Source organism: Akkermansia sp. N21169, assembly GCF_029854675.1.
Classification (GTDB): Bacteria; Verrucomicrobiota; Verrucomicrobiia; order Verrucomicrobiales; family Akkermansiaceae; genus Akkermansia.
On sequence record NZ_JARWNC010000037.1, the window covers coordinates 134,822 to 154,516 of the forward strand.

14 protein-coding genes and 1 pseudogene are annotated in these 19,695 nt (G+C 51.6%); 10 read left to right on the top strand and 5 right to left on the bottom strand.

Translation table 11 applies throughout. From position 1 onward, the window contains the following. Positions 1–47: 47 nt before the first annotated feature. The 6 genes from tsaA (at position 48) to QET40_RS06320 (ending at position 8,674) form a co-directional block, all read left to right on the top strand. The gene (gene tsaA, locus QET40_RS06295; RefSeq protein WP_280126325.1) at positions 48–719 is read left to right on the top strand and encodes a tRNA (N6-threonylcarbamoyladenosine(37)-N6)-methyltransferase TrmO; all 672 of its coding nucleotides are present in this window, start codon (positions 48–50) and stop codon (positions 717–719) included. A gap of 4 nt (positions 720–723) precedes the next feature. After that, the gene (locus tag QET40_RS06300) at positions 724–1,899 is read left to right on the top strand and encodes a serine hydrolase domain-containing protein (protein ID WP_280126326.1); all 1,176 of its coding nucleotides are present in this window, start codon (positions 724–726) and stop codon (positions 1,897–1,899) included. After that, positions 1,896–2,639: a hypothetical protein gene (locus QET40_RS06305; RefSeq protein WP_280126327.1), complete on the top strand. Its 744-nt coding sequence runs from the start codon at positions 1,896–1,898 to the stop codon at positions 2,637–2,639. The genes QET40_RS06300 and QET40_RS06305 overlap by 4 nt, the downstream gene beginning before the upstream one ends. 103 nt (positions 2,640–2,742) lie before the next feature. Beyond that, positions 2,743–4,050 carry a hypothetical protein gene (locus QET40_RS06310; RefSeq protein ID WP_280126328.1) on the top strand — a complete coding sequence of 436 codons (1,308 nt, stop codon included), beginning with the start codon at positions 2,743–2,745 and terminating at the stop codon, positions 4,048–4,050. Between the two features lie 260 nt (positions 4,051–4,310). Further along, the gene (locus tag QET40_RS06315) at positions 4,311–5,840 is read left to right on the top strand and encodes an arylsulfatase (protein WP_280126329.1); all 1,530 of its coding nucleotides are present in this window, start codon (positions 4,311–4,313) and stop codon (positions 5,838–5,840) included. Between the two features lie 65 nt (positions 5,841–5,905). Next, a complete protein-coding gene (locus QET40_RS06320; protein ID WP_280126330.1) occupies positions 5,906–8,674 on the top strand; it encodes a Sip1-related alpha-galactosidase in 2,769 nt (922 codons plus the stop codon). 120 nt (positions 8,675–8,794) lie between these two features. On the opposite strand, the gene QET40_RS06325 is transcribed toward QET40_RS06320, so the two are convergent. Both QET40_RS06325 and QET40_RS06330 read right to left on the bottom strand, forming a co-directional pair. Continuing rightward, positions 8,795–9,313: a ferritin gene (locus QET40_RS06325; protein ID WP_280126331.1), complete on the bottom strand. Its 519-nt coding sequence runs from the start codon at positions 9,311–9,313 to the stop codon at positions 8,795–8,797. A 74-nt stretch (positions 9,314–9,387) separates the two neighbouring features. Next, positions 9,388–10,350, bottom strand: coding sequence for a bile acid:sodium symporter (locus QET40_RS06330; protein WP_280126332.1), 963 nt, complete (start codon positions 10,348–10,350; stop codon positions 9,388–9,390). A gap of 275 nt (positions 10,351–10,625) precedes the next feature. Between QET40_RS06330 and QET40_RS06335 the strand changes: the two are divergent. The 4 genes and pseudogenes from QET40_RS06335 to fucU all read left to right on the top strand — a co-directional run. Next, positions 10,626–11,972 (top strand): annotated as a pseudogene (locus QET40_RS06335) (sugar MFS transporter); the annotation flags it as partial. A gap of 635 nt (positions 11,973–12,607) precedes the next feature. Beyond that, positions 12,608–14,380, top strand: a complete 1,773-nt coding sequence (locus tag QET40_RS06340) for an L-fucose isomerase (protein WP_280126334.1) — start codon at positions 12,608–12,610, stop codon at positions 14,378–14,380. A 115-nt stretch (positions 14,381–14,495) separates the two neighbouring features. After that, positions 14,496–15,920 (top strand): L-fuculokinase, encoded by a 1,425-nt coding sequence (fucK, locus tag QET40_RS06345; RefSeq protein ID WP_280126335.1) that lies wholly within the window; start codon positions 14,496–14,498, stop codon positions 15,918–15,920. A 34-nt stretch (positions 15,921–15,954) separates the two neighbouring features. After that, on the top strand, positions 15,955–16,374 hold the full coding sequence (fucU, locus tag QET40_RS06350; protein WP_280126336.1) for an L-fucose mutarotase: 420 nt from the start codon (positions 15,955–15,957) through the stop codon (positions 16,372–16,374). Positions 16,375–16,459: 85 nt separating this feature from the next. On the opposite strand, the gene ptsP is transcribed toward fucU, so the two are convergent. From ptsP to hprK, 3 genes are all read right to left on the bottom strand, one after another. After that, positions 16,460–18,250, bottom strand: coding sequence for a phosphoenolpyruvate--protein phosphotransferase (gene ptsP / locus QET40_RS06355; protein WP_280126337.1), 1,791 nt, complete (start codon positions 18,248–18,250; stop codon positions 16,460–16,462). A gap of 102 nt (positions 18,251–18,352) precedes the next feature. Further along, positions 18,353–18,622 (bottom strand): HPr family phosphocarrier protein, encoded by a 270-nt coding sequence (locus QET40_RS06360; protein ID WP_280126338.1) that lies wholly within the window; start codon positions 18,620–18,622, stop codon positions 18,353–18,355. Positions 18,623–18,688: 66 nt separating this feature from the next. After that, a complete protein-coding gene (gene hprK, locus QET40_RS06365) occupies positions 18,689–19,663 on the bottom strand; it encodes an HPr(Ser) kinase/phosphatase (RefSeq protein ID WP_280126339.1) in 975 nt (324 codons plus the stop codon). Positions 19,664–19,695 lie beyond the last annotated feature (32 nt).

The window sequence follows — 19,695 nt, forward strand, 5'->3', positions numbered from 1 at the left end:
TTCCGGAACACAACAGTCCCCCCTCCATTTCCTCCTCGCCGCAGACCATGCGCCCGATTGCGACCATCCGTACATGTTACCCGGGAAAATTCGGAATTCCCCGGCAAAGCGGATTGATCCCCGATGATCCGGGAACCATCCGCTTCGAGCCGGAATTCCGCAATCCCGATGCCATTCGCGGCCTGCAAGGCTTCTCCCATCTGTGGCTCATCTGGCTGTTCAGTGAAAACATACGCGACACCTGGAGCCCCACCGTCCGTCCGCCGCGTCTTGGAGGCAACACGCGCATGGGTGTCTTTGCAACGCGCTCCCCGTTTCGCCCCAATCCCATAGGCTTGTCTGCCGTCAAACTGGACCGGCTGGAGGTACACCCCGAACTCGGTCCCTTGCTCCATGTCCTCGGAGCAGACCTGATGGACGGAACCCCCATTCTGGACATCAAACCCTACCTTCCGTTTGCCGACTGTATCCCGGATGCATCAGACGGCTTCGCTGGCCAGGTCTTCGACCACAACCTTGATGTCTTGATACCTCCCGAATGGGAAGCTGTTCTTCCTCCAAGTTATCTTTCCCCTCTACGCCAAACACTCTCCCAGGATCCCCGCCCCTCCTACCAGGACGACCCCGACCGTATCTACGGCCTCACCTACGGCGGGTTTGACATCAAATTCCGAGTCAAAATCAACGTTCTGACCGTTTGCAGCATCCAACCCGTATAAAAAAATGGTTTCCTCCCTATCCAATCGCCCCTCAAGGCTGCATATCGCTTTTGACGACAACTTCAACTTTCGGGGCGAAATCGGAGCTTCAGTATCCGTTTGGAAGGATGGCCGGGAAATATTATCCCTCCACCGAGGTTACACGACGCACGCCCGTACAACGCCCTGGTCAAACCGGACACTCGTCCCCGTTTACTCCGCTACCAAAGGACCCGCCGCCGCTTGTATCCTGCTGGCCTTGCACTCCCAGGGTGCCGATCCTTCGCTCGTCATCGGAGACATCTGGCCGTCTTTCCCCATGCCCGGAGCCACAGTCCGCCAGCTCATGTCTCACCAGTGCGGCCTGGCAGCCTTCGACAGACCCGTAGACCTGTTCGACCATGAAGCCTGCGTGGCTGCTATCGAAAGAACCGACCCCGCCTGGTACCCTCCCGATCACGGCTATCACCCGCATACCTACGGTCCCATCATGGACGAACTCATGATCCGTCTCACGGGAGAACGCATCGGTACCTGGTGGGAGCGCAATATCCGTACCATTTTCGGGCTGGACCTTTTCATCGGGCTACCGGAAGAGCATTTTGACCGGGTTGCGACACTCTACCCCGGCAAAGCAGACAAGGAAAGCCTCTCTACCCCCTTCTACAAGGAATACCTCCAGCCCGGCACGCCCATCTTCCGCGCCTTTCATTCCCTCGTCGGCATCAACACCGTCCGCCAGATGAATACCCCAGCCGGCTGGACATGCGCCTCCCCCGCATTCGGTGCCGTCGCATCCGCACAAGGACTGGCCTCCTTCTACCAGATTTGCCTCGGCAGCCTGAATCCGCCTGGTACATCTTCTCCCTTCATTCCGGATGAAGTCCGTTCCTGGATGACGACGATCGTTACAGACGGAGAAGACAAAACCATGCTCACACCCACAGCCTATTCCTGCGGTTTCATGCTGGATCCCCGTGATCCAGCTACCGGCATACCCCTCCGCCACCTTTTCGGCTACGAGGGTTTCGGTCATGCAGGGGCTGGAGGCTCCCACGCCTTTGCAGATCCCATCAATGGACTCTCCTTCGCCTACACCATGAACCACATGGATCTCAATGTCCTGCCCGGCACCAAAACCCAAGCCCTAGTCAACTCCCTCACCAGGGTCAACCACTCCCCCCCCTCCCTTCTCCGATGAAAGTCACCAAAACCAGGGCCACAGCAGGACTCATCATCAGCGCCAGTCTGTTGGTGTCCCTTGTCTTCCTCTTTATGAGGATCATCGACAACAGCAAGATTACTTGGGAATCCGGGCTTTCGCTAGGTTGTGCCATACTCTGGTCGGGACATGGAGTTTATCGTTCGATCATTCGCCTCAAAGAGGTAGGTTCCTGTCCCAAAAACTGGTCGGATGTTCCTCAAATGGCTCTTTACAACAATCCCGATCACATCGGATATTTCCTATGGAACCTCGTCTTTTCTCCTTGGGGAATGCCCATTAGTTCTTCTTTGAACCTTCTCCTCCTCGTCTGGATCGGCGTCTATGCATACCTTACCTCCCACCTCATTTTATTCATCATAGCCGTGTGTTGTCTGGCCGGTTTGAGAATATGGCTTTTCAAAAACTATAAACGACTGTATTTGAACATGAAAGAGGGAAACATGATTTCCCTCGTCGACCACCGGGGAGTACGTTGGATTATCCCGGGTAAAGACGATAACAACTGGCTGACCACAGGCAACTACTGCACCGTAGAAAGTGCAGACTGGCAAGACATCACCGATGTCCTTTTCTTCCCGCATTACTTTCAACTGAAATGCCGGAACATTGACTTTTTCGCCTTCACAGACAACATGGACGAAGCTCGCATGCTCGTTGCCCGCTATTACAGGAACGGCAGTCCTGCCCTCTCCGTTCCGAACTCTTCATGTGGATAAAGAAACTGCCGTCCCAAAATAAGGACGATTTCTTTCCGGGAGAATCTATCCCTTACCTTTACCTCTTTACTTCCAGACAAATAGGACTAAAAGTAGTTCTATCATGCAAGAAATCGGAAATTCTTCCCGGATTTTACTGCCCATCCCCATTTCGCCGTCTTTACTCAAATGGGCTGGTTTATTCATGCTCCTTCTGGGACTGTCTCTTACCCCTTATTGGAACTGGCCCTCCCTGCCAACCCTTTATGGAGACAGAATCTCTCTTCGCGGTCCGTCAGGTATCTTTGACAACCTGATGTATATTCTGCATATTTTATTCTACATCAGCATCTACAGATTGATGGTCATCAGGAGAATGGAAGACCGATCCACAAGTCGCATATCCAACCCATGGATCATCACCGGAATAGTCATCGGTCTCAACATTCTGGCGACCTCACTTCCTTTCTCCTGCTACCAGTTACGCTCCCCCATACGTCTTGCCGCCCTCCTTGTGCCGGCCATTACGATGACATACGGCAAATGGAAAAGATATAAACAGGTCAAAACATGTGGATCCCTGTTGATTCTCTTGGCGCTCATGCAAACTGCCAATATGTTTGAGAATGACAAATGGTACAACTTCAAGGGCTTTCTGAGCTTCTACCAGGAGAACTCTCATTGGATCTCATCCGTGAGTACCTTCATCGTGCAAGGGGGAGTCGTCTATCTTACCAACAAACTCATTATCATCTATCGACAGGACAAAGGAGAACCAGCCTTCCGGGAATGGCCTCCGCTCATCATTCCCAAATGGCTTATCCTGACATTGTTATGTTTTGTGGCAGCCGGTATAATTATAGGAGTAATTCTATTAAAATCATCGATTCCCTTCTTTTCTATTTATGATAATTTCGCATTTCTGACTGTCGTCAACTGGAATTGGTTTCTACAATTACTGTTCTTTCTCTCCTTGAGTTTTACCTTGGCAATTCGCCTGAAATTATCCGACGGAACTGAAATCTTCCCCAGTCTGTCTCCCATAACCTGTTTAGTCGTACTACTTGCAGCCAATTCCCTGACAGCAGGTTTTCCTTTCTTTCCCGGCATGCTGACCCAATCCTTTTGGACACCTGATTACTATATCATCAACGTCATCGTCCTCATCGTTTCCTTCCTGCCCTCCTTTCTCATCCTCGTTGTTTATTCAACAGGCAAATGGGCCGACATCCCCATGATACGTAACACCAGAAACTTTTTCATCGTCTGCATCATCATGCAAATATTTATGATTTGTAGTACGGAAATGATGCTTCCAACTTATCTATGGTACATTTCTCTGGTCATTTTCACACTCTGCGTCATCCTTATTCTTTTCTCCAACAACAAAGCCATCCGGACGCTCAAGGGATCATATAATAGACAACCGTAATACAAAAAGGGTAATTATCTCTCTTATTGCCGAATAGTTTGAAGAAACTATTTTAGCATTACGGACAGTTCAAACTCCAAGAATGTTACCGCTTCAACACTCTTGATCATCGTCTAATCCGAATGTTAATTTTTTTAATTATTGATGTTTTATTGACTTACTCATCTCCATGCATACGATATGAAAAACTGATGAAAATACGATCCTATCTCTATAATTCCTGTTGGATGCTTCGTCCAAAATTATGGTTTGCCGCAGCCATGGTGTCCATTTCACTCATACCGGGAAAGGCAGAACCATTACCCGGTCAATTGCCTCCTTCCGCCAATCAGGAAATAGAACAGCCATTGCCGAAAGCCCCCAAAGCAATCATTTACTTCTACACGGATGATCTGGGATATGGAGATACGGGATGTTATGGGGCGACGAAGATACCGACTCCGAATATTGACAAGCTGGCCGATCAGGGATTGCGGTTTACCAACGCACACAGTACGACATCGGTCTGCACCCCGTCCCGTTATGCCGTCATGACCGGAGAATATCCGTGGAGAAAGAAAGGAGTCCATATCCTGCCGGGGGACGCAGCCATGGTTGTTCCCACAGCCGATCAAAGAATGACTCTTCCTTCCATGCTCAAACAGGCCGGATACAAAACATGCGCCATCGGCAAATGGCATCTGGGTTTGGGCAAGGGTAACATCGACTGGAACAAACCCATAACACCCGGCCTCAAAGAAGTCGGATTTGACGAAAGTTTTATTATGGCTGCCACCGCCGACCGGGTGCCCTGCGTCTATCTCAGGGACGGCAAAGTCGTCAATCTCGATCCCAACGACCCGATTGAAGTCAGCTATAAGAAGAATTTCCCGGGAGAACCTACCGGCAAGGATCATCCGGAACTCTTGCGTTTCCATCCCAGCATGGGGCATAACGGAACCATCGTTGATGGCATCAGCCGGATCGGATTTATGAAAGGCGGGAAAGCCGCATTATGGAAAGACGGCGATCTGGCCGATACATTGACCGACGAGGCGGTCAAATTCATTCGGGCCAACAGTGAAAAACCTTTCTTCATGTACTTTGCCACCAATGATATTCATGTTCCCCGGGATCCCCATAAGAGGTTTCTGGGTAAAAGCCAATGCGGTATCAGAGGAGATGCAACCGTTCAGATGGACGATTGCCTGAGACGGATCATGGAAGTACTGGAACAACAGGGAATCAAAGACGATACGCTCATTATTTTTTCGAGTGACAATGGCCCTGTGGTCGACGACGGATATGCCGATGGAGCCGAACGGGATTTAAACAACCACCGGCCTGCCGGAAACCTGCGGGGAGGCAAATGCTCAGTCTTCGAAGGAGGTACCCGGATCCCTTTCATCGTTTGGTGGCCCGGCAAAGTAGATCCAGGAACAAGTGATGCCCTGGTCTGCCAAATGGATTTGGGAGCATCTCTTGCCTCTCTGACTAAACAAAACATACCTGCCGGAGCTTTTCCCGACAGTCAGAATCTTCTGCCAGCCTTGCTAGGACACAGCAAGAAAGGACGTCAGGAACTTGTCGAACACGGGTTCGGAGATAAAAATCTGGCTTTCCTCAAAGGAGATTGGAAGTACATCCCCCCGGAAAGCCTCTCATCGGAAGAAAGAAAAAATGCTCCCGATGGACTTTTATTCAACCTCAAGGATGACTTGGGGGAAAGTCGCAATATTATTTCCCGGCATCCCGATGTTGCCAAAATGATGGACCGGGAATTAAAACAGCAACAACAACCCGCTAAATAGTAATAAATTATACTGTTTCATAGTAAAAAATGTGGATTTCAAAGAATATTTTTAATGTTTTCTGTGTGATTGGCTGCATATTGTTTTCCGCCTCTTCCGGAGCGGAATCCCTTCGGCTTGACTTGGGCCGTTATGCAGGCCGCACGGAGAAAGAAGGATGGCATCAGCTTGCCTTGGAGAATCAAAACAAATCCGCACAGGAAAAGATTCCCTTGTTTTTAGACAGTCCCGTCACAGAAGCACCCCGGGAGAATGTCGTGTTTATTGCTTCTTCTCTGAGCGTTGATCCTATTGCTGCCCCCCTTTCCCTGACCGTAACAGGAAAAGGAGGTATTTATGGCACACCCGGACTGGATCAAAAAAAGTATGAACCACTGAAGGAAGACGTTCCTGAGATGGCCTTGGGGGGAACCGCTGTAGGAAAATGGCCGGCCTCCGCTGCGATGGATGGGGTTTTCCTGAAAGACGGCTCCCAGACCTGGACCTTTTCCAACCTGAAACCGGGAACCTACAGACTGGAAATTTTTGCAGGACGCTCCGTTGAAAAAGTCGCCCACATGACCATTGCCGTGAATGGAACTCCGGGACTGTCCGTGGGCGGAAACTGTGCCGTAGGAACGCAAGAAAATGAACGTGGCCTTTATTTCAACAAAGTAGTTACGGTATCCTCTGATTCCCGCACCTTGGCTTTCACGGTAAAAGCGGAAGGTGGTTTCGGCTCCTTAAACGGCATAGTGCTGACCCCGGAGACGGGGATGGAGAAAGGCACAAGCCCTTCACTAGACATCCGGGGAACGGAAAAGGCGCCAGCCCTTCTGGAAGTTTCCTCCGCCGGAAAAATCCATCCTGCCCAGGAAGGCGAGGAATATTCCTTGCGAATCAATCTTCCTCCATATGAAAGCGTCACATGGTTTGCGGCAGAGGCCGGTCGTTGGCCGTCAGGATGCAACAGGGTATTGCCCTGGAGTGCGGCTTCATTGGAAGAGGCATTGAATTTGCGGAATCCGGCAGCTGGCGGCAGTCCGGATTCCCACGGCATGCTGGCCCTGTTCCGTTTGGAAAACGGCAACTATCTTGTCATGTTGCCATTGTGTGGCAACGGGTCAGTCTCCTGGCTTGAGGTGGAAGGAAACGCTCTACAGGTTAAAAGCGGAACTCTGGGCTCCGAATCCATCACGAATGAAAAGGAGCCCATGCTTTGCTTCGGTGTTTCCGGTAACCTGTACGAAGCTATGCGTGCGACATGGAAAAAAGCCGTCTCACATCCGCAGTTGAAAGGACATTCTAATTGGAGATGGACCAAGGACTCCCATTATCCCGAGCCTTTCCGTTACCTGGGATGGTGCAGCTGGGAACAATACCGCCATGGCATCAATTCGAATCTACTGCTACGCACTGCCCAGTCCATCAATGAATCCCCTCTGCCCGTACGTTGGATGCTGGTGGACGCGGGATTTCAGAATACCAGCAATCAGTTTCAACTACGGTCATTCCTGCCGGACAAGAAAAAATTTCCTCAGGGATGGGAGCCTCTCCTGAAACAGCGTAATTCTTCCCGTCCCGATAAAATTCGGTGGATGGGACTCTGGCACTGTTTTTATGGGGACACGGGCGGCATTGACGTAAACAATGATCTGGGAATGAACTCCAGATTCATCAGGAAAAACAATACGTATTTTCCAGGAAAAAGCATGAAAGACACGCGGGATTTCTACCGGGATTTCATGAATTCCGTCCGCAACCGGAAGGGAGAAGGCTTTGATTTCATCAAAGTGGACTACCAAACGGAATATCTCAAGAAAGTGGCGGGTACCGGAAATCCCTCCAGGCAGTCCGTCTGGTGTTCCCGGTCACTCAATCGGGCGGTTGATGCTTCCGGTCTGCTGGGCATGATCAATTGCATGGCACAGGGAACACTCCACATATTCAACACCGGAACCAGCCCGGTCACCCGATGCAGCATAGACTACTCCCTGAATAACCTGAATGCCTCGCGCAGTCATCTTTTTCAGTCTTATACCAATACGCTCCTGCTAGGACAAACGGTATGGCCGGACCACGACATGTTCCATTCCTCCGATCCCGTCTGCGGGGATGTAATGGCCCTATCCAAAGCTCTTTCCGGGGCTCCCGTCTATTTGTCTGACAAACCCGAGGACTTCCAACCGGACAGGATTTGGCCCCTGATCAACAAGAAGGGAAAGATCCTGCGCCCTCTGGCACCGGCCACGGCTCTCCCGGAATCCTGCTTCATCCATCCGCTGGAAAGCGACAGCCTGTATGGAGTCATTGCTCCGCTCAACAATAAATGTGCGGCCGTAGTATATTATAATCTGAACACGGAACCTTCCACTCGTTCCGGAAAGTTGTTGCCTTCCGTGTATAAATGGGCTCCTTCTATGATACAGGGTAAAAAAGCAACTTCTTCATGGGACATTCCTGAGGAAGGTCTTGTCGCCTATGATTGGAGAAACCGGAAGGGAGTCAAACTGCCGGACAAAGGGATCTCCCTGAGCTTGCCGAACCTCCGGGGCGGCGTCATGCAGGACATTTTTTACCTTCTTGCCCCCATTGAAAAAGGATGGGCAGTTCTGGGAAATCCGGACAAGTATCTTTCTCCCTCCTGCATTGAAGAGGGAATCGTCCGAACAGACGAGAAAATAATCTTTACGTTGAAGGATTCGGCCTGTGTCCTGATATACCGGGAAGGCGGTAGCCCCGTTGTGAAAGGAGCCTCTGTCCGTAAACTGCCTGGGAGTTCGGATTTTTATCTGGTTGAATTTCCCGAGGAACTGCCTGTCCGCCGGGTAACCATCCTGAACGAAAGGCAATGAAATACGATTGAAACAGCATTACCAACATCCCGGTGATCCCTAAAAAAGGGGCTGTCTCACGAAGGATTGAAAAATCCGACTGAGACAGCCCCTCCGATAAATTATTGACGAAGGAATCAATTAATTATTCCCATTGGCAGGAGGAGCCACGAAGGTACGAGTGGCAAATTCCTTGTCCAGCATCAGGATGCCTTGACCGTCTCCGCCGATGAGCTTGAGCTGCCCGAGAATTTCCTTCACATTTTCTTCTTCCTCGATTTGTTCCGTCACAAACCACTGGAGGAAAATTTCCGAAGCATAATCGTTTTCATCACGGCTAAGCTTCGTGAGGGCATTGATACGGCGGGTAACTTCGGCTTCATGCTTGGCTGTTGCCTCGTACACATCCAGAATATTCTTCCATTTGTGGTCGGGAGCTTCGATAGAGCTCATCTTAACCTTTCCTCCACGACTCAGGACAAAATCGTAGAATTTAAGAGCATGGGCCGTTTCTTCCTGATACTGCACGCGCATCCAGTTGGCAAACCCCGGAAGGCCTTCATTCTGAAACCATGCAGACATGGAAAGGTAAAGGTTGGCAGAGTAAAGTTCCCACTTCAACTGTTCATTGAGTGCTTCGACAATCTTATCGCTAATCATATTAATTCTCCTAGGTGTTGACACCGATATACTATTCATTCCCTTCTCCCGCAAGGAATTTACGGGGAAGAGTGTTAACGTCCGGATTTCCGGGCTTTATAGGAAAGACTCTCCAACTCGCCGGTTCGTTCATTATCCATGAGAACAACCCGCATCTTGTCTCTGCCAGCACGGTTCAACTGCCAGGCATTCCACAAATTGTGCCACAGGACGTAAAAAGTCGGCCCCAGGGAGGCAATGGGAGATGGTGCGTATATCATAGCCAGAAAGATAGTCAGCGTCGTATTTTTCTGGCCCAGGGACTGGCTGCATTCCCTCCTCCTATCCGGCCCTCCCAATAAATAACCAATGCCGAAATTCAGCGCACAAATTGCCAAAGACAAAATCCCGATCCACAAGAGAATGGAATGGGAAAGCTCGGGGCGGTTATGAATATCGTCCGAAGCATGCGCCGCAATCAGGACAAGACAGGCTACCCAGGCTCCAAAAGACACATCTTTCAACTTGCGGGGCCACAAGACAGATCTGTGTTTCCACCTCCGCACAATCATAGCCAGAACGAAGGGAACGATCATCACAAAACCGACGCTCCCAGCTACTTGTCCGTAAATTTCAATCCCTCCCCGCCCGACCACCAAGGGCATTATCAGAGGCATCAATGCACAAATGGATGCATTCACGACAATCAGGGAAGTCAGGACAAACTCCACATTCCCCTTCAAAAAACCCATGATGACGGGAGCCGCCGTCGCAGTCGGGGTAATACCGACAAAAAATGCGGCAATAGCAATATCCTCATACCCGAGCCATTTCAAAAGAAAAAAGGGGCCAAGCCCCATTGCCAGAGTCACGACGACAATGAACCAGTGCCGGCGTTCCGGTTTCAACTTGCCGAACCTTACCCCAAGAAACGTAATAAACAGCATGCCGACAATCAACCACCGGATCATCCAGCTCAGGCCACTGAGGGAAGGAAGAAAATAGCCTGCGATGAAGGCCAGGATGATCGCCAATGTTCGGATCAGAGCTGCTGCCATAACTTTGAGGAAGGTACGTCACGCCGGAGGGAAAAAAAACAGGCGTGCTTGCCGGAAACTAGCACCCTTCTCCCTCCAGGACAAGAGCCGACTCTTTCAAATCGGCCCCCCCCGGATTTTTCATGCCGGACAGCCTCCAAAAACGCGAATCCCGTCAAAAACACACCACTGGAAATGCCCTATGTTGTTGTAAATAGGACATTATACATGAAAAGCGCCGTCAGCTTACTTCCAAATTGACGTGACATGAAGAATATGAGAGCATCAAATGAAATATGGATAAGCCAATTCCTACCAACTCTCCTGTTGTACCCAAGAAATATCTTGTGCCTTTCGCCATGCTTGTCTCCTGCTTCGCGCTATGGGGGCTTTTGAACAACATGACGGACAACCTCGTTCCCGCTTTCAGTAAGATCTTCATGATCAATGCCGGTGAATCGGCTGCCGTTCAAATCTCCTTTTACGGAGCTTACGCGGTACTCGCCATCTTCGCCTCGATCCTGATTGAGGAGTTCTCCTACAAAACAGGTGTTCTCATCGGCCTCGGATTCTACATCATCGGAGCATTGGGTTACATCGTCGCCGCCGGGTGCCAGAGTTTCGACTTCTTCCTGTACGCCATCTTTATCCTTGCCGGCGGCCTGTCCGTGCTGGAAACGACATGCAACCCGTTCGTCCTCTCCATGGGCCCGGACGACACGGCCGTACGCCGACTTAATTTTGCCCAGGCATTTAATCCGATCGGTTCCCTGACGGGCATTTTCCTGGCTCAGTATTTCATCCTTTCCCACCTGAGCGACGCAGACATCGACACCCGCAAGGCAATGGATCCTGCCATCCGTAACGAGATCGTCAACAACGAGCTCTTCTGGGTCTGCGTTCCCTATGTCGGCCTCGTCCTCATTGCCGCCGTTATCTGGTTCTTCTTCATGCGCTACAAGCCAACGGACGAAACGTCACTGTCCCGAAAAGATAACCTCGGACGCAAATTCGGACGTATCGGGCTGTGCATCGTCTGCATCATCATCCCCCTCATCTTCCAAATCGTTTGCAATTACCAGTTCGGTATCGTCTTTGGTCGTATCAACCAAATCCTGATCATGATGATCGGACCCTTCGCGTGCCTTTTGCTCATGCGCGATTACCGGGAGCTTCTGTTCAAGCTTCTCCGCCTTCCCCGTTACAGCTTCGGCGTCATAGCCCAGTTCTTCTATGTCGGACTCCAAATCACCGTCTGGACATGGACGGTAAAATATGTCATGGCCGTCTTCCCGGGTACCCAGGAAGCCGCCGCCGCCAACTACTACCTTTGTTCCATCGTTCTCTTCATTATCTGCCGAGCCACAGCCACCGCACTGATGAAGAAATTCAATCCGGCCAATATGATGGCCCTCTTCGCCATAGCAGGTATCCTCTGCTGCCTGGGAACCATGTGGCTTCCTTCCTCTCTGTCCGTCTGGGCCCTCGTTGCCATTTCCGGTTGCATGTCCCTGATGTTCCCCACCATTTACGGTATTGCCCTGAGAGGATTGGGCAATGAAGTCAAACTAGGAGCCGCCGGCTTGATCATGGCTATTCTCGGGGGAGCCATCATCACCCCGTTCATGGGCGATTTCATCGACCAGCAAACCGTCTCCAACCAGGTACAGTACTTCGACTCCATCAACAGACCCGTCATTGCCCGTGCTGAAGAGGCAGACGCCAAAAAGTCCATTACCAGCTCCATGCTGGCTATTTACAAAATGTCCGAAATCCCTGCCGATGCTACGGGACAGGACAAGCAGACACGCGATAAATTTGAAAAAAATCTAGCCACCTTCAACACCCTCCCGACCCTGTCCGGCGATCAATTCAAGGTAGCAGTCAAAACTCTGCCCGGTTGCGCTCTGATCTCCGATGCCGAAATCGAGAATCTCCAAGGCAACCTGGCCAAACTGCCCTCCCCCTCTGACCGGACGGAACAAATCCGAAACTTCACACTTCTTCCCGCTCTCGTCTCAACAAGCCCCGGTCAGGCGTCCCTAATTTCGGATCTTGTCGCCAAGCCTCTGGAGATGAATGCATTCCAGTCTCAGCAGCAGCAAATTGTAGAATCTTCCGTTCGCGAATCCTTCTTCATTCCCGTCATTTGCTTCGCTATCGTCCTTCTCTATGCCTTTTTCTTCCGCAATGCTCACATCAAAGAAGAAAATGAAGATGGTGCCGCATAAAAATCACTTGCTGTATATTATACATAATGATACATCTTTCTCATCATATGAAAACAAATCCCACGATAGGTATTCGTCCAGTCATTGACGGACGTCGTCGCGGAGTCCGCGAATCATTGGAAGAACAGACCATGAACATGGCTCGCAGTGCGGCCAAACTCATCGAATCAACTCTTCGCCACGCTGACGGTTCCCCCGTCAAATGCGTCATTGCCGACACAACCATCGGCGGTACGGCGGAAGCCTGCATGTGCGCAGATAAATTCAAGGCCAACAATGTCGGCATGACGCTCACGGTAACGCCCTGCTGGTGCTACGGCAGTGAAACGATGGATATGGATCCCCTGCTCCCCAAGGCCATTTGGGGATTCAACGGCACGGAACGGCCGGGAGCCGTCTATCTGGCTGCCGCCCTCGCCGGGCACACTCAAAAAGGTCTGCCCGCATTCTCCATTTACGGTCATGACGTCCAGGACGCTCAGGACGATACCATCCCTGCCGATGTCGAAGAAAAAATCCTCCGCTTCGTCCGTGCAGGCCTTGTCGTCGCCGACATCCGCGGCAAGAGCTACATGTCTCTCGGAGGTTGCTCTATGGGCATTGCCGGCTCCATCGTGGACCAGAGTCTTTTCGAAAACTACCTCGGCATGCGTGTTCAAGCCGTTGACATGACGGAACTTCGCCGCCGCATGGAACTGGGCATCTACGATGTTCAGGAACTCCAGCTCGCCATGTCCTGGGTAAATGATAATTTCATCATGGGCGAGGATCGCAACTCGGAAAAGAGCCGCAAGACTCCGGAAGAAAACAAAAAGATCCTCAAAGAATGCGTCATGATGACCATGATCGTCCGCGACATGATGCAGGGCAACAAAGCCGTCCGCGACAAAGGGTTCATCGAAGAAGGCATGGGTTACAACGCCATCCTTGGCGGGTTCCAAGGCCAGCGCCACTGGACGGACTTTTACCCGAACGGCGACACGATGGAAGCCCTCCTTAACAGCACCTTCGACTGGAACGGTCCCCGTGCGCCCATGCCCGTCGCCACGGAAAACGACTCACTCAACGGCATCTGCCTCCTGTTGGGTTATCAGTTGACTGGCAAGGCCTCCATATTCGCCGATGTCCGAACCTATTGGTCTCCGGATGCCGTCAAGCGCGTTACCGGACACACTCTGGAAGGTACCGCTTCCAACGGGTTCATCCACCTGATCAACTCCGGTGCTGCCGCCCTCGACGGTTCCTGCGCCATGACGGATGCCGAAGGCAAGCCGACCATGAAGCCCCACTGGGAAGTGACCTGTGAAGACACCAAACTCTGCATGCAAGCCACTAAATGGTGTCCGGCCATCTCGGAATATTTCCGTGGAGGTGGTTACTCTTCCTGCTTCCTGACGAAAGGAGGCGTACCATTCACCATGCTGCGCGTCAACATGGTCAAGGGACTCGGCCCCGTCCTGCAGCTTGCCGAAGGATGGAGCGTCGACCTCCCGGCAGACGTGCACAATACGCTCAACCTGCGTACCGACCCCTCCTGGCCAACCACTTGGTTTGCTCCCCGCCTGACCGGCAAGGGAGCCTTCACGGACGTTTACTCCGTCATGGCCAACTGGGGAGCCAACCACGGTGTTCTCGTTCATGGTCATATCGGTGCCGACGTTATTACACTGGCTTCGATGCTTCGCATCCCCGTTTGCATGCACAACATCGAAGACAGCCAAATCTTCCGTCCGTCCGCCTGGGCTTCCTTCGGAATGGACAAGGAAGGTTCCGACTACCGTGCCTGTGCAGCCTACGGCCCAATCTACGGCAAGTATTAATTAATTCCGTACCGCGTGTGGGCGGGGGAGGTATTGCCTCCCCCGCTTCTTTTTCATATCCTATCCTCAGCCGGGGTCTGTCATTCCGAATATATAATTTCCATACTCATTCATCATGTTTGTCTTATGTCTTGATTGCGGAGCAACCAACGTGCGAGCCATGGTCGTCGACGACAAGGGAACCATCGTCGCCAAAGCCTCCCAGCCCAACAGTACCACCCCTGGAAGCGAAAATCCCGATTTCCATGTCTGGGATGCGGATCGCATCCTGGAACAGCTTGCCGCCTGTGCCCGCAAAACTCTGGAGGGACTGGATCCAACACGAATCAAGGCGGTTACAATCACAACATTCGGAGTCGACGGAACCCTCGTTGACCGGGAAGGAAAACTCCTCTATCCCGTCATTTCCTGGAAATGTCCCCGGACGGCAGACGTGATGGAACAAGTAGGTTCCTATATGCCCCAAGAGGAACTGAACCGTATTTCCGGCGTCGGAGCCTTCGCTTTCAACACGATCTACAAACTGATCTGGCTCAAGGAAAATCGCCCGGAACTCATCGGGCAAGCCCATGCTTGGCTCTTCATCTCAAACATCCTGGCCTACCGCCTCACAGGAATCATGGCTACGGACCGCACCATGGCCGGTACCTCTCAAATGACGGATCTCTCCACGGGAGATTTTTCCCCGGAAATACTCTCCGCTCTCGGATTGGAACGCAGCCTCTTCCCTGCCATGGTCAATGCTGGAGAAACCATCGGAACAATCACCTCGAAAGCCGCAGAAGCCCTGGGACTTCCCCTGGCTGGCGTCCCCGTCATCTCCACCGGCCACGATACTCAGTTTGCCGTCTTTGGCTCGGGAGCGGAAAAAGACCAGCCAGTCCTCTCCTCCGGAACTTGGGAAATTCTCATGGTTCGCTCCGCTCAGGCCAGTCTTTCTCCCGAGGATTACCATGACGGAGCCACTGCCGAACTTGATGCCGACCCCGCCCTGCGCAATCCCGGTCTCCAGTGGATCGGTTCCGGCATCATCGAATGGGTCAAGAGCACCTGCTTCAATGGCGAATCCTACGACACGATGGATGCCGAAGCCGCAGCCATCCCGCCCGGCAGCAACGGAGTTACGCTTGTCCCCGACTTCCTACCCTCCGATCCACATAAAGGCTCCATCAACGGCCTTGTCCTCGGAAGGACGCGCGCTCATATCTACCGGGCAGCCATGGAAGCTCTCACGCTCAGGCTCAAATCCCGCCTGGAACGCCTGGAATCCGTCGGAGGCTTCCAAAGCAAATGCCTCGTTCTCGTCGGAGGGGGAGCCCGCAACAAAGTATGGACGCAAATCCGTGCCGACATCCTCAATATCCCTGTCAAAGTCTCCAAAGTTTCTGAAAGTACTGTTTTGGGAGCTTCCATGTTCGCCTTTGCCGGTGCAGGAATCTATCCCACTCCGGAAGCAGCCCGGGATGCCTTCGGCATCGCCTACGAAACCTACGAACCCGGTCCGGATGCCGCTCTGTACCGGAACATCTTTTCGCGCTAATACCCCCCTTTCAACCAATTCACAACCAAATCATATGCTTAAAGGAATTTCTCCGGCCATCAGCCCTGAACTACTCAAGATCCTCGCCGAAATGGGTCATGGAGACGAAATCGTCATCTCCGACGCCCACTTCCCCGCCCACACCTTCAATGCCAATGTCGTCCGCGCGGACGGGATCGGTGCAACCACTCTGCTCTCCGGCATCATTCCCCTGTTCGAACTGGATGCCTATGCCACGCCCGTCGTCATGATGGACGCCGTTCCCGGAGATACGCTCGACCCGACAGTCGAAGCCAAATACCGGGAAGCCCTCGGATACGAAGGAGAAATCGAACGTATGGAACGTTTCGCTTTCTACGAACGCGCCATGTCCGCCTATGCCGTTGTTCTTTCCGGAGAAACAGCCAAATACGGCAACATCATCTTGAAAAAGGGAGTAACGCCTCTTTCTTGAATTTCTCTTTGGAAACATTTCCATATATCGAAGCTGTGATCTGCATCATCAAGGCAGGCACAGCTTTTTTCATGTCCTCGTCCGATTATTCAAAAAGAATCGGGTACGACTTTCTTGCCAGTTCCGAACTCAGTTTGAAAACGGTGTGGCTATCCGGAGCCATCAGGGCTTCCTGAGCAATGCGTTTGCACTCTTCATAATTCAAGCTCCGAATGGCATAACGCAAAATAGGCACTAAATGCCCCCCAACGGAAAGTTCCCTGGCTCCCAAACCTACAATCAGGGGAAGCAGCAGGATATCCCCCGCTACCTCGCCGCAAATCGTGGTCGGAATCCCATGCTTTTTACCGGCCCGAATCGTCATATCCATCATGCGTACGACTCCGGGATGAGTCGGACGGAACATATGGGCAACACGGCTGTTAATGCGATCCACGGCAATGGCGTACTGAGTCAAATCATTGGTTCCGATGGAGAAAAAGTCCACTTCTTGTGCCAGAACATCCGCCAGCATGGCGGCACTCGGCACTTCCACCATGATCCCCACTTTCAAATCCTTGCCATAAGGAATGCCCGCAGCATCCAATTCATCCCGGCATTCCTGCAAAATCGTCTTAGCCAGAATTACCTCGGTGCGACCTGACACCATTGGAAACATCACGGAAGCAGCCCCTTTGGCGCTAGCCCGCAAAATCGCTTTCAGCTGGGTCTTGAACATTTCCCGGCAACTCAAAGAAACACGGATCCCCCTCCATCCCAGGAATGGATTGGGTTCGGGATCGGATTTTTCCATCGGCAATTTATCGCCTCCCGCATCAAGCGTCCTGAAAACGACTTCGTAGGGGGCACATCCCGTCACGAGTTCTTCATAACGGCGCGTTTGTTCATCCTCTCCGGGCATCGGGTGTTCCCCGTCCCCTAGAAGGAAAAACTCCGTTCTGAACAATCCGATTCCTTCGGCCCCGACTTCGCGCATCCCTTCATGTTCGTGCGGGAATTCCACATTGAGAGCCAGGCAGACATGATGGCCGTCAAGCGTCACGGTTGGAAGATTCTTCATCTTCTCCAACGCACGGTATGCGCGTTTCTTCTCCATCTGGATCCGCTTGTATTTCGAAATCGTCTCCTGGGACGGATTAATAATCAGCACCCCTTCATAGCCATCAAGAATGGCGCAACGGGCGTGCATGTCAGTAATCCTCTGCATGGCATCCTCCATACCGACAATAGCCGGAATACCCATTGAACGAGCAAGAATAGCGGTATGGGACATGGCAGACCCCTGCTCGGTAACAAATCCCAGCACCTGGTCCACATCCATAGCCGCCGTGTCGGATGGATTCAAGTCGTTGGCGACTAGAATATGGCTGCTGGCATAGTAAGCTTTTGCCAGTTCGTCCTCCTGTTGCAAGTGCATGTTGTGCAGGACGCGGGAACGGACATCTTCCAGATCGATACCACGGTTCCTCAAATAATCGTCCCCGAGACTTTGCATAACCAGCAAGTATCTCTGCACCGTATTGTAGAACACATACTCCACATTCAATAGCGATTCCTCGACTCCCTTCCTGACCTGGGAAAGCATCATGCTATCCTTCAGAAACAGAATGTGGGCATCGAAAATCGAAGCGTTCTTCTCACCGGAAACAGTCCGGGTTCTTTCCTGAAGAGCTTCAATTTGCTGTTCAGTAATTTCCAAAGCCTTCTGGAAACGTTCCAATTCCTGCTCCACGGCATCTTTCGTAATCGGAAACTTTTCCGGACACAAATGGGAGGAAAACCGGAGAAGGAGTTCGCCGATGGCAATACCGGAAGATACAGCTACCCCCTTCAAACACAATTCTTCAGAGGTAAGCCCAATCGTCTGGGATGGCATCGTTTTTCGTCTTCCCTTCGTTAGTAATGATGAGGTTTCCCGGAATTCTCCCGGAAGAATATAGCCCCGATCCGGAGAACCGGAACAATCATGTGGAAAATTTTATTCGTCTTCTTCGAACTTGCGTTCGATCAAAGATTCCAATGCATTGAGCGCTTCCTCTTCATCCTCCCCGGTCGCAGAAACCGTAATCTTGGAGCCATGTCCTACCGCCAGCATCATCAATCCCATAATGCTCTTCCCGTCAACTTCTTCTCCATCTTTTTCAACAATAATATCGGAAACGAACTTACTGGCCGCTTTCACGAATTGAGCAGCGGGACGAGCGTGAATACCGAGTTTATTGATGATGGTAAGTTCCTTGGTGACCATGGAGAGTTCGAGGGATTGCTTCAGAGGGTTTCTACACGAAATGACGAAAGACTCCAAGCTTCTTTTTTAATTTCTTTCCTCGACACTGCCCTCGGAGAGTTTGTCCAAAAGTCGTTTATTAAACTCGCCGGCCATGTCATATCCATTGCTTTTCAACTGCTGGTCAATGGCAGCCACTTCAATCAAACGCGCCGTATCACGGCCGGGAGCCACGGGAAGTTCAACGTGATAAATCTGTTCTCCCATGACAGTAATCTTTTTCCGTTCCAGTCCCAGACGATCGACATCAGACATATCGGCAGCCGCTTTCAGAGTAATAATCAGATCCAGTCTCTTGTGATTGCGGGAAGCCTTCAATCCGAACAGGTTTGTCACATTGACGATGCCAAGGCCCCGCACTTCCAAAAAGCCGCGGCTCATCTCCGGAGCGCTCGTCACCAGTTCTCCGCCAATGTTGCGGATCTGAACAACATCATCGGCGACAAGAGCCCCTCCGCGTTCGATCAATCCCAAGGCTGCTTCACTCTTCCCTACGCCGCTCTTGCCGCAAATCAGAATGCCGATTCCACGCAAATCCAACATGCAGCCATGCACGGTGGTACTTTCGGCAAACTCGTTTTCCAGAATAATCGTTGCCGCATTGACAAATTTCATTGTAACCAAGCTCGTCCGGAACACACAGACATTCGCTTCATCGGCCAATTCCAAAACTTCGGCCGGCGGTTCCTGGTCGCGGGAAAAGACAATGCAAGGCACTTCGCACTTGTACATCCTAAGCACGCGCGAACGACGCATTCCTGCCGGAAGGCGGAACAGATAGGCCACTTCCGCCGCGCCAAACACCTGGATGCGCTTGTGGGCGAAATAGGTATAAAATCCAGCAATAGCCAGACCGGGACGATTAATAGCCGGTTCGCTAATCTTCCGGGTCAACCCGGCGGGGCTGTTGATCAGTTCAAGCTGCAAGGAATCCTTGTACTTCGTGTAAAACTGGTGAACCGTAACAAAATCGACTTTCTTGATGCGGGATGTTCTCAACATAATTCAAAGATATCGAAGTAACCGAATGGACA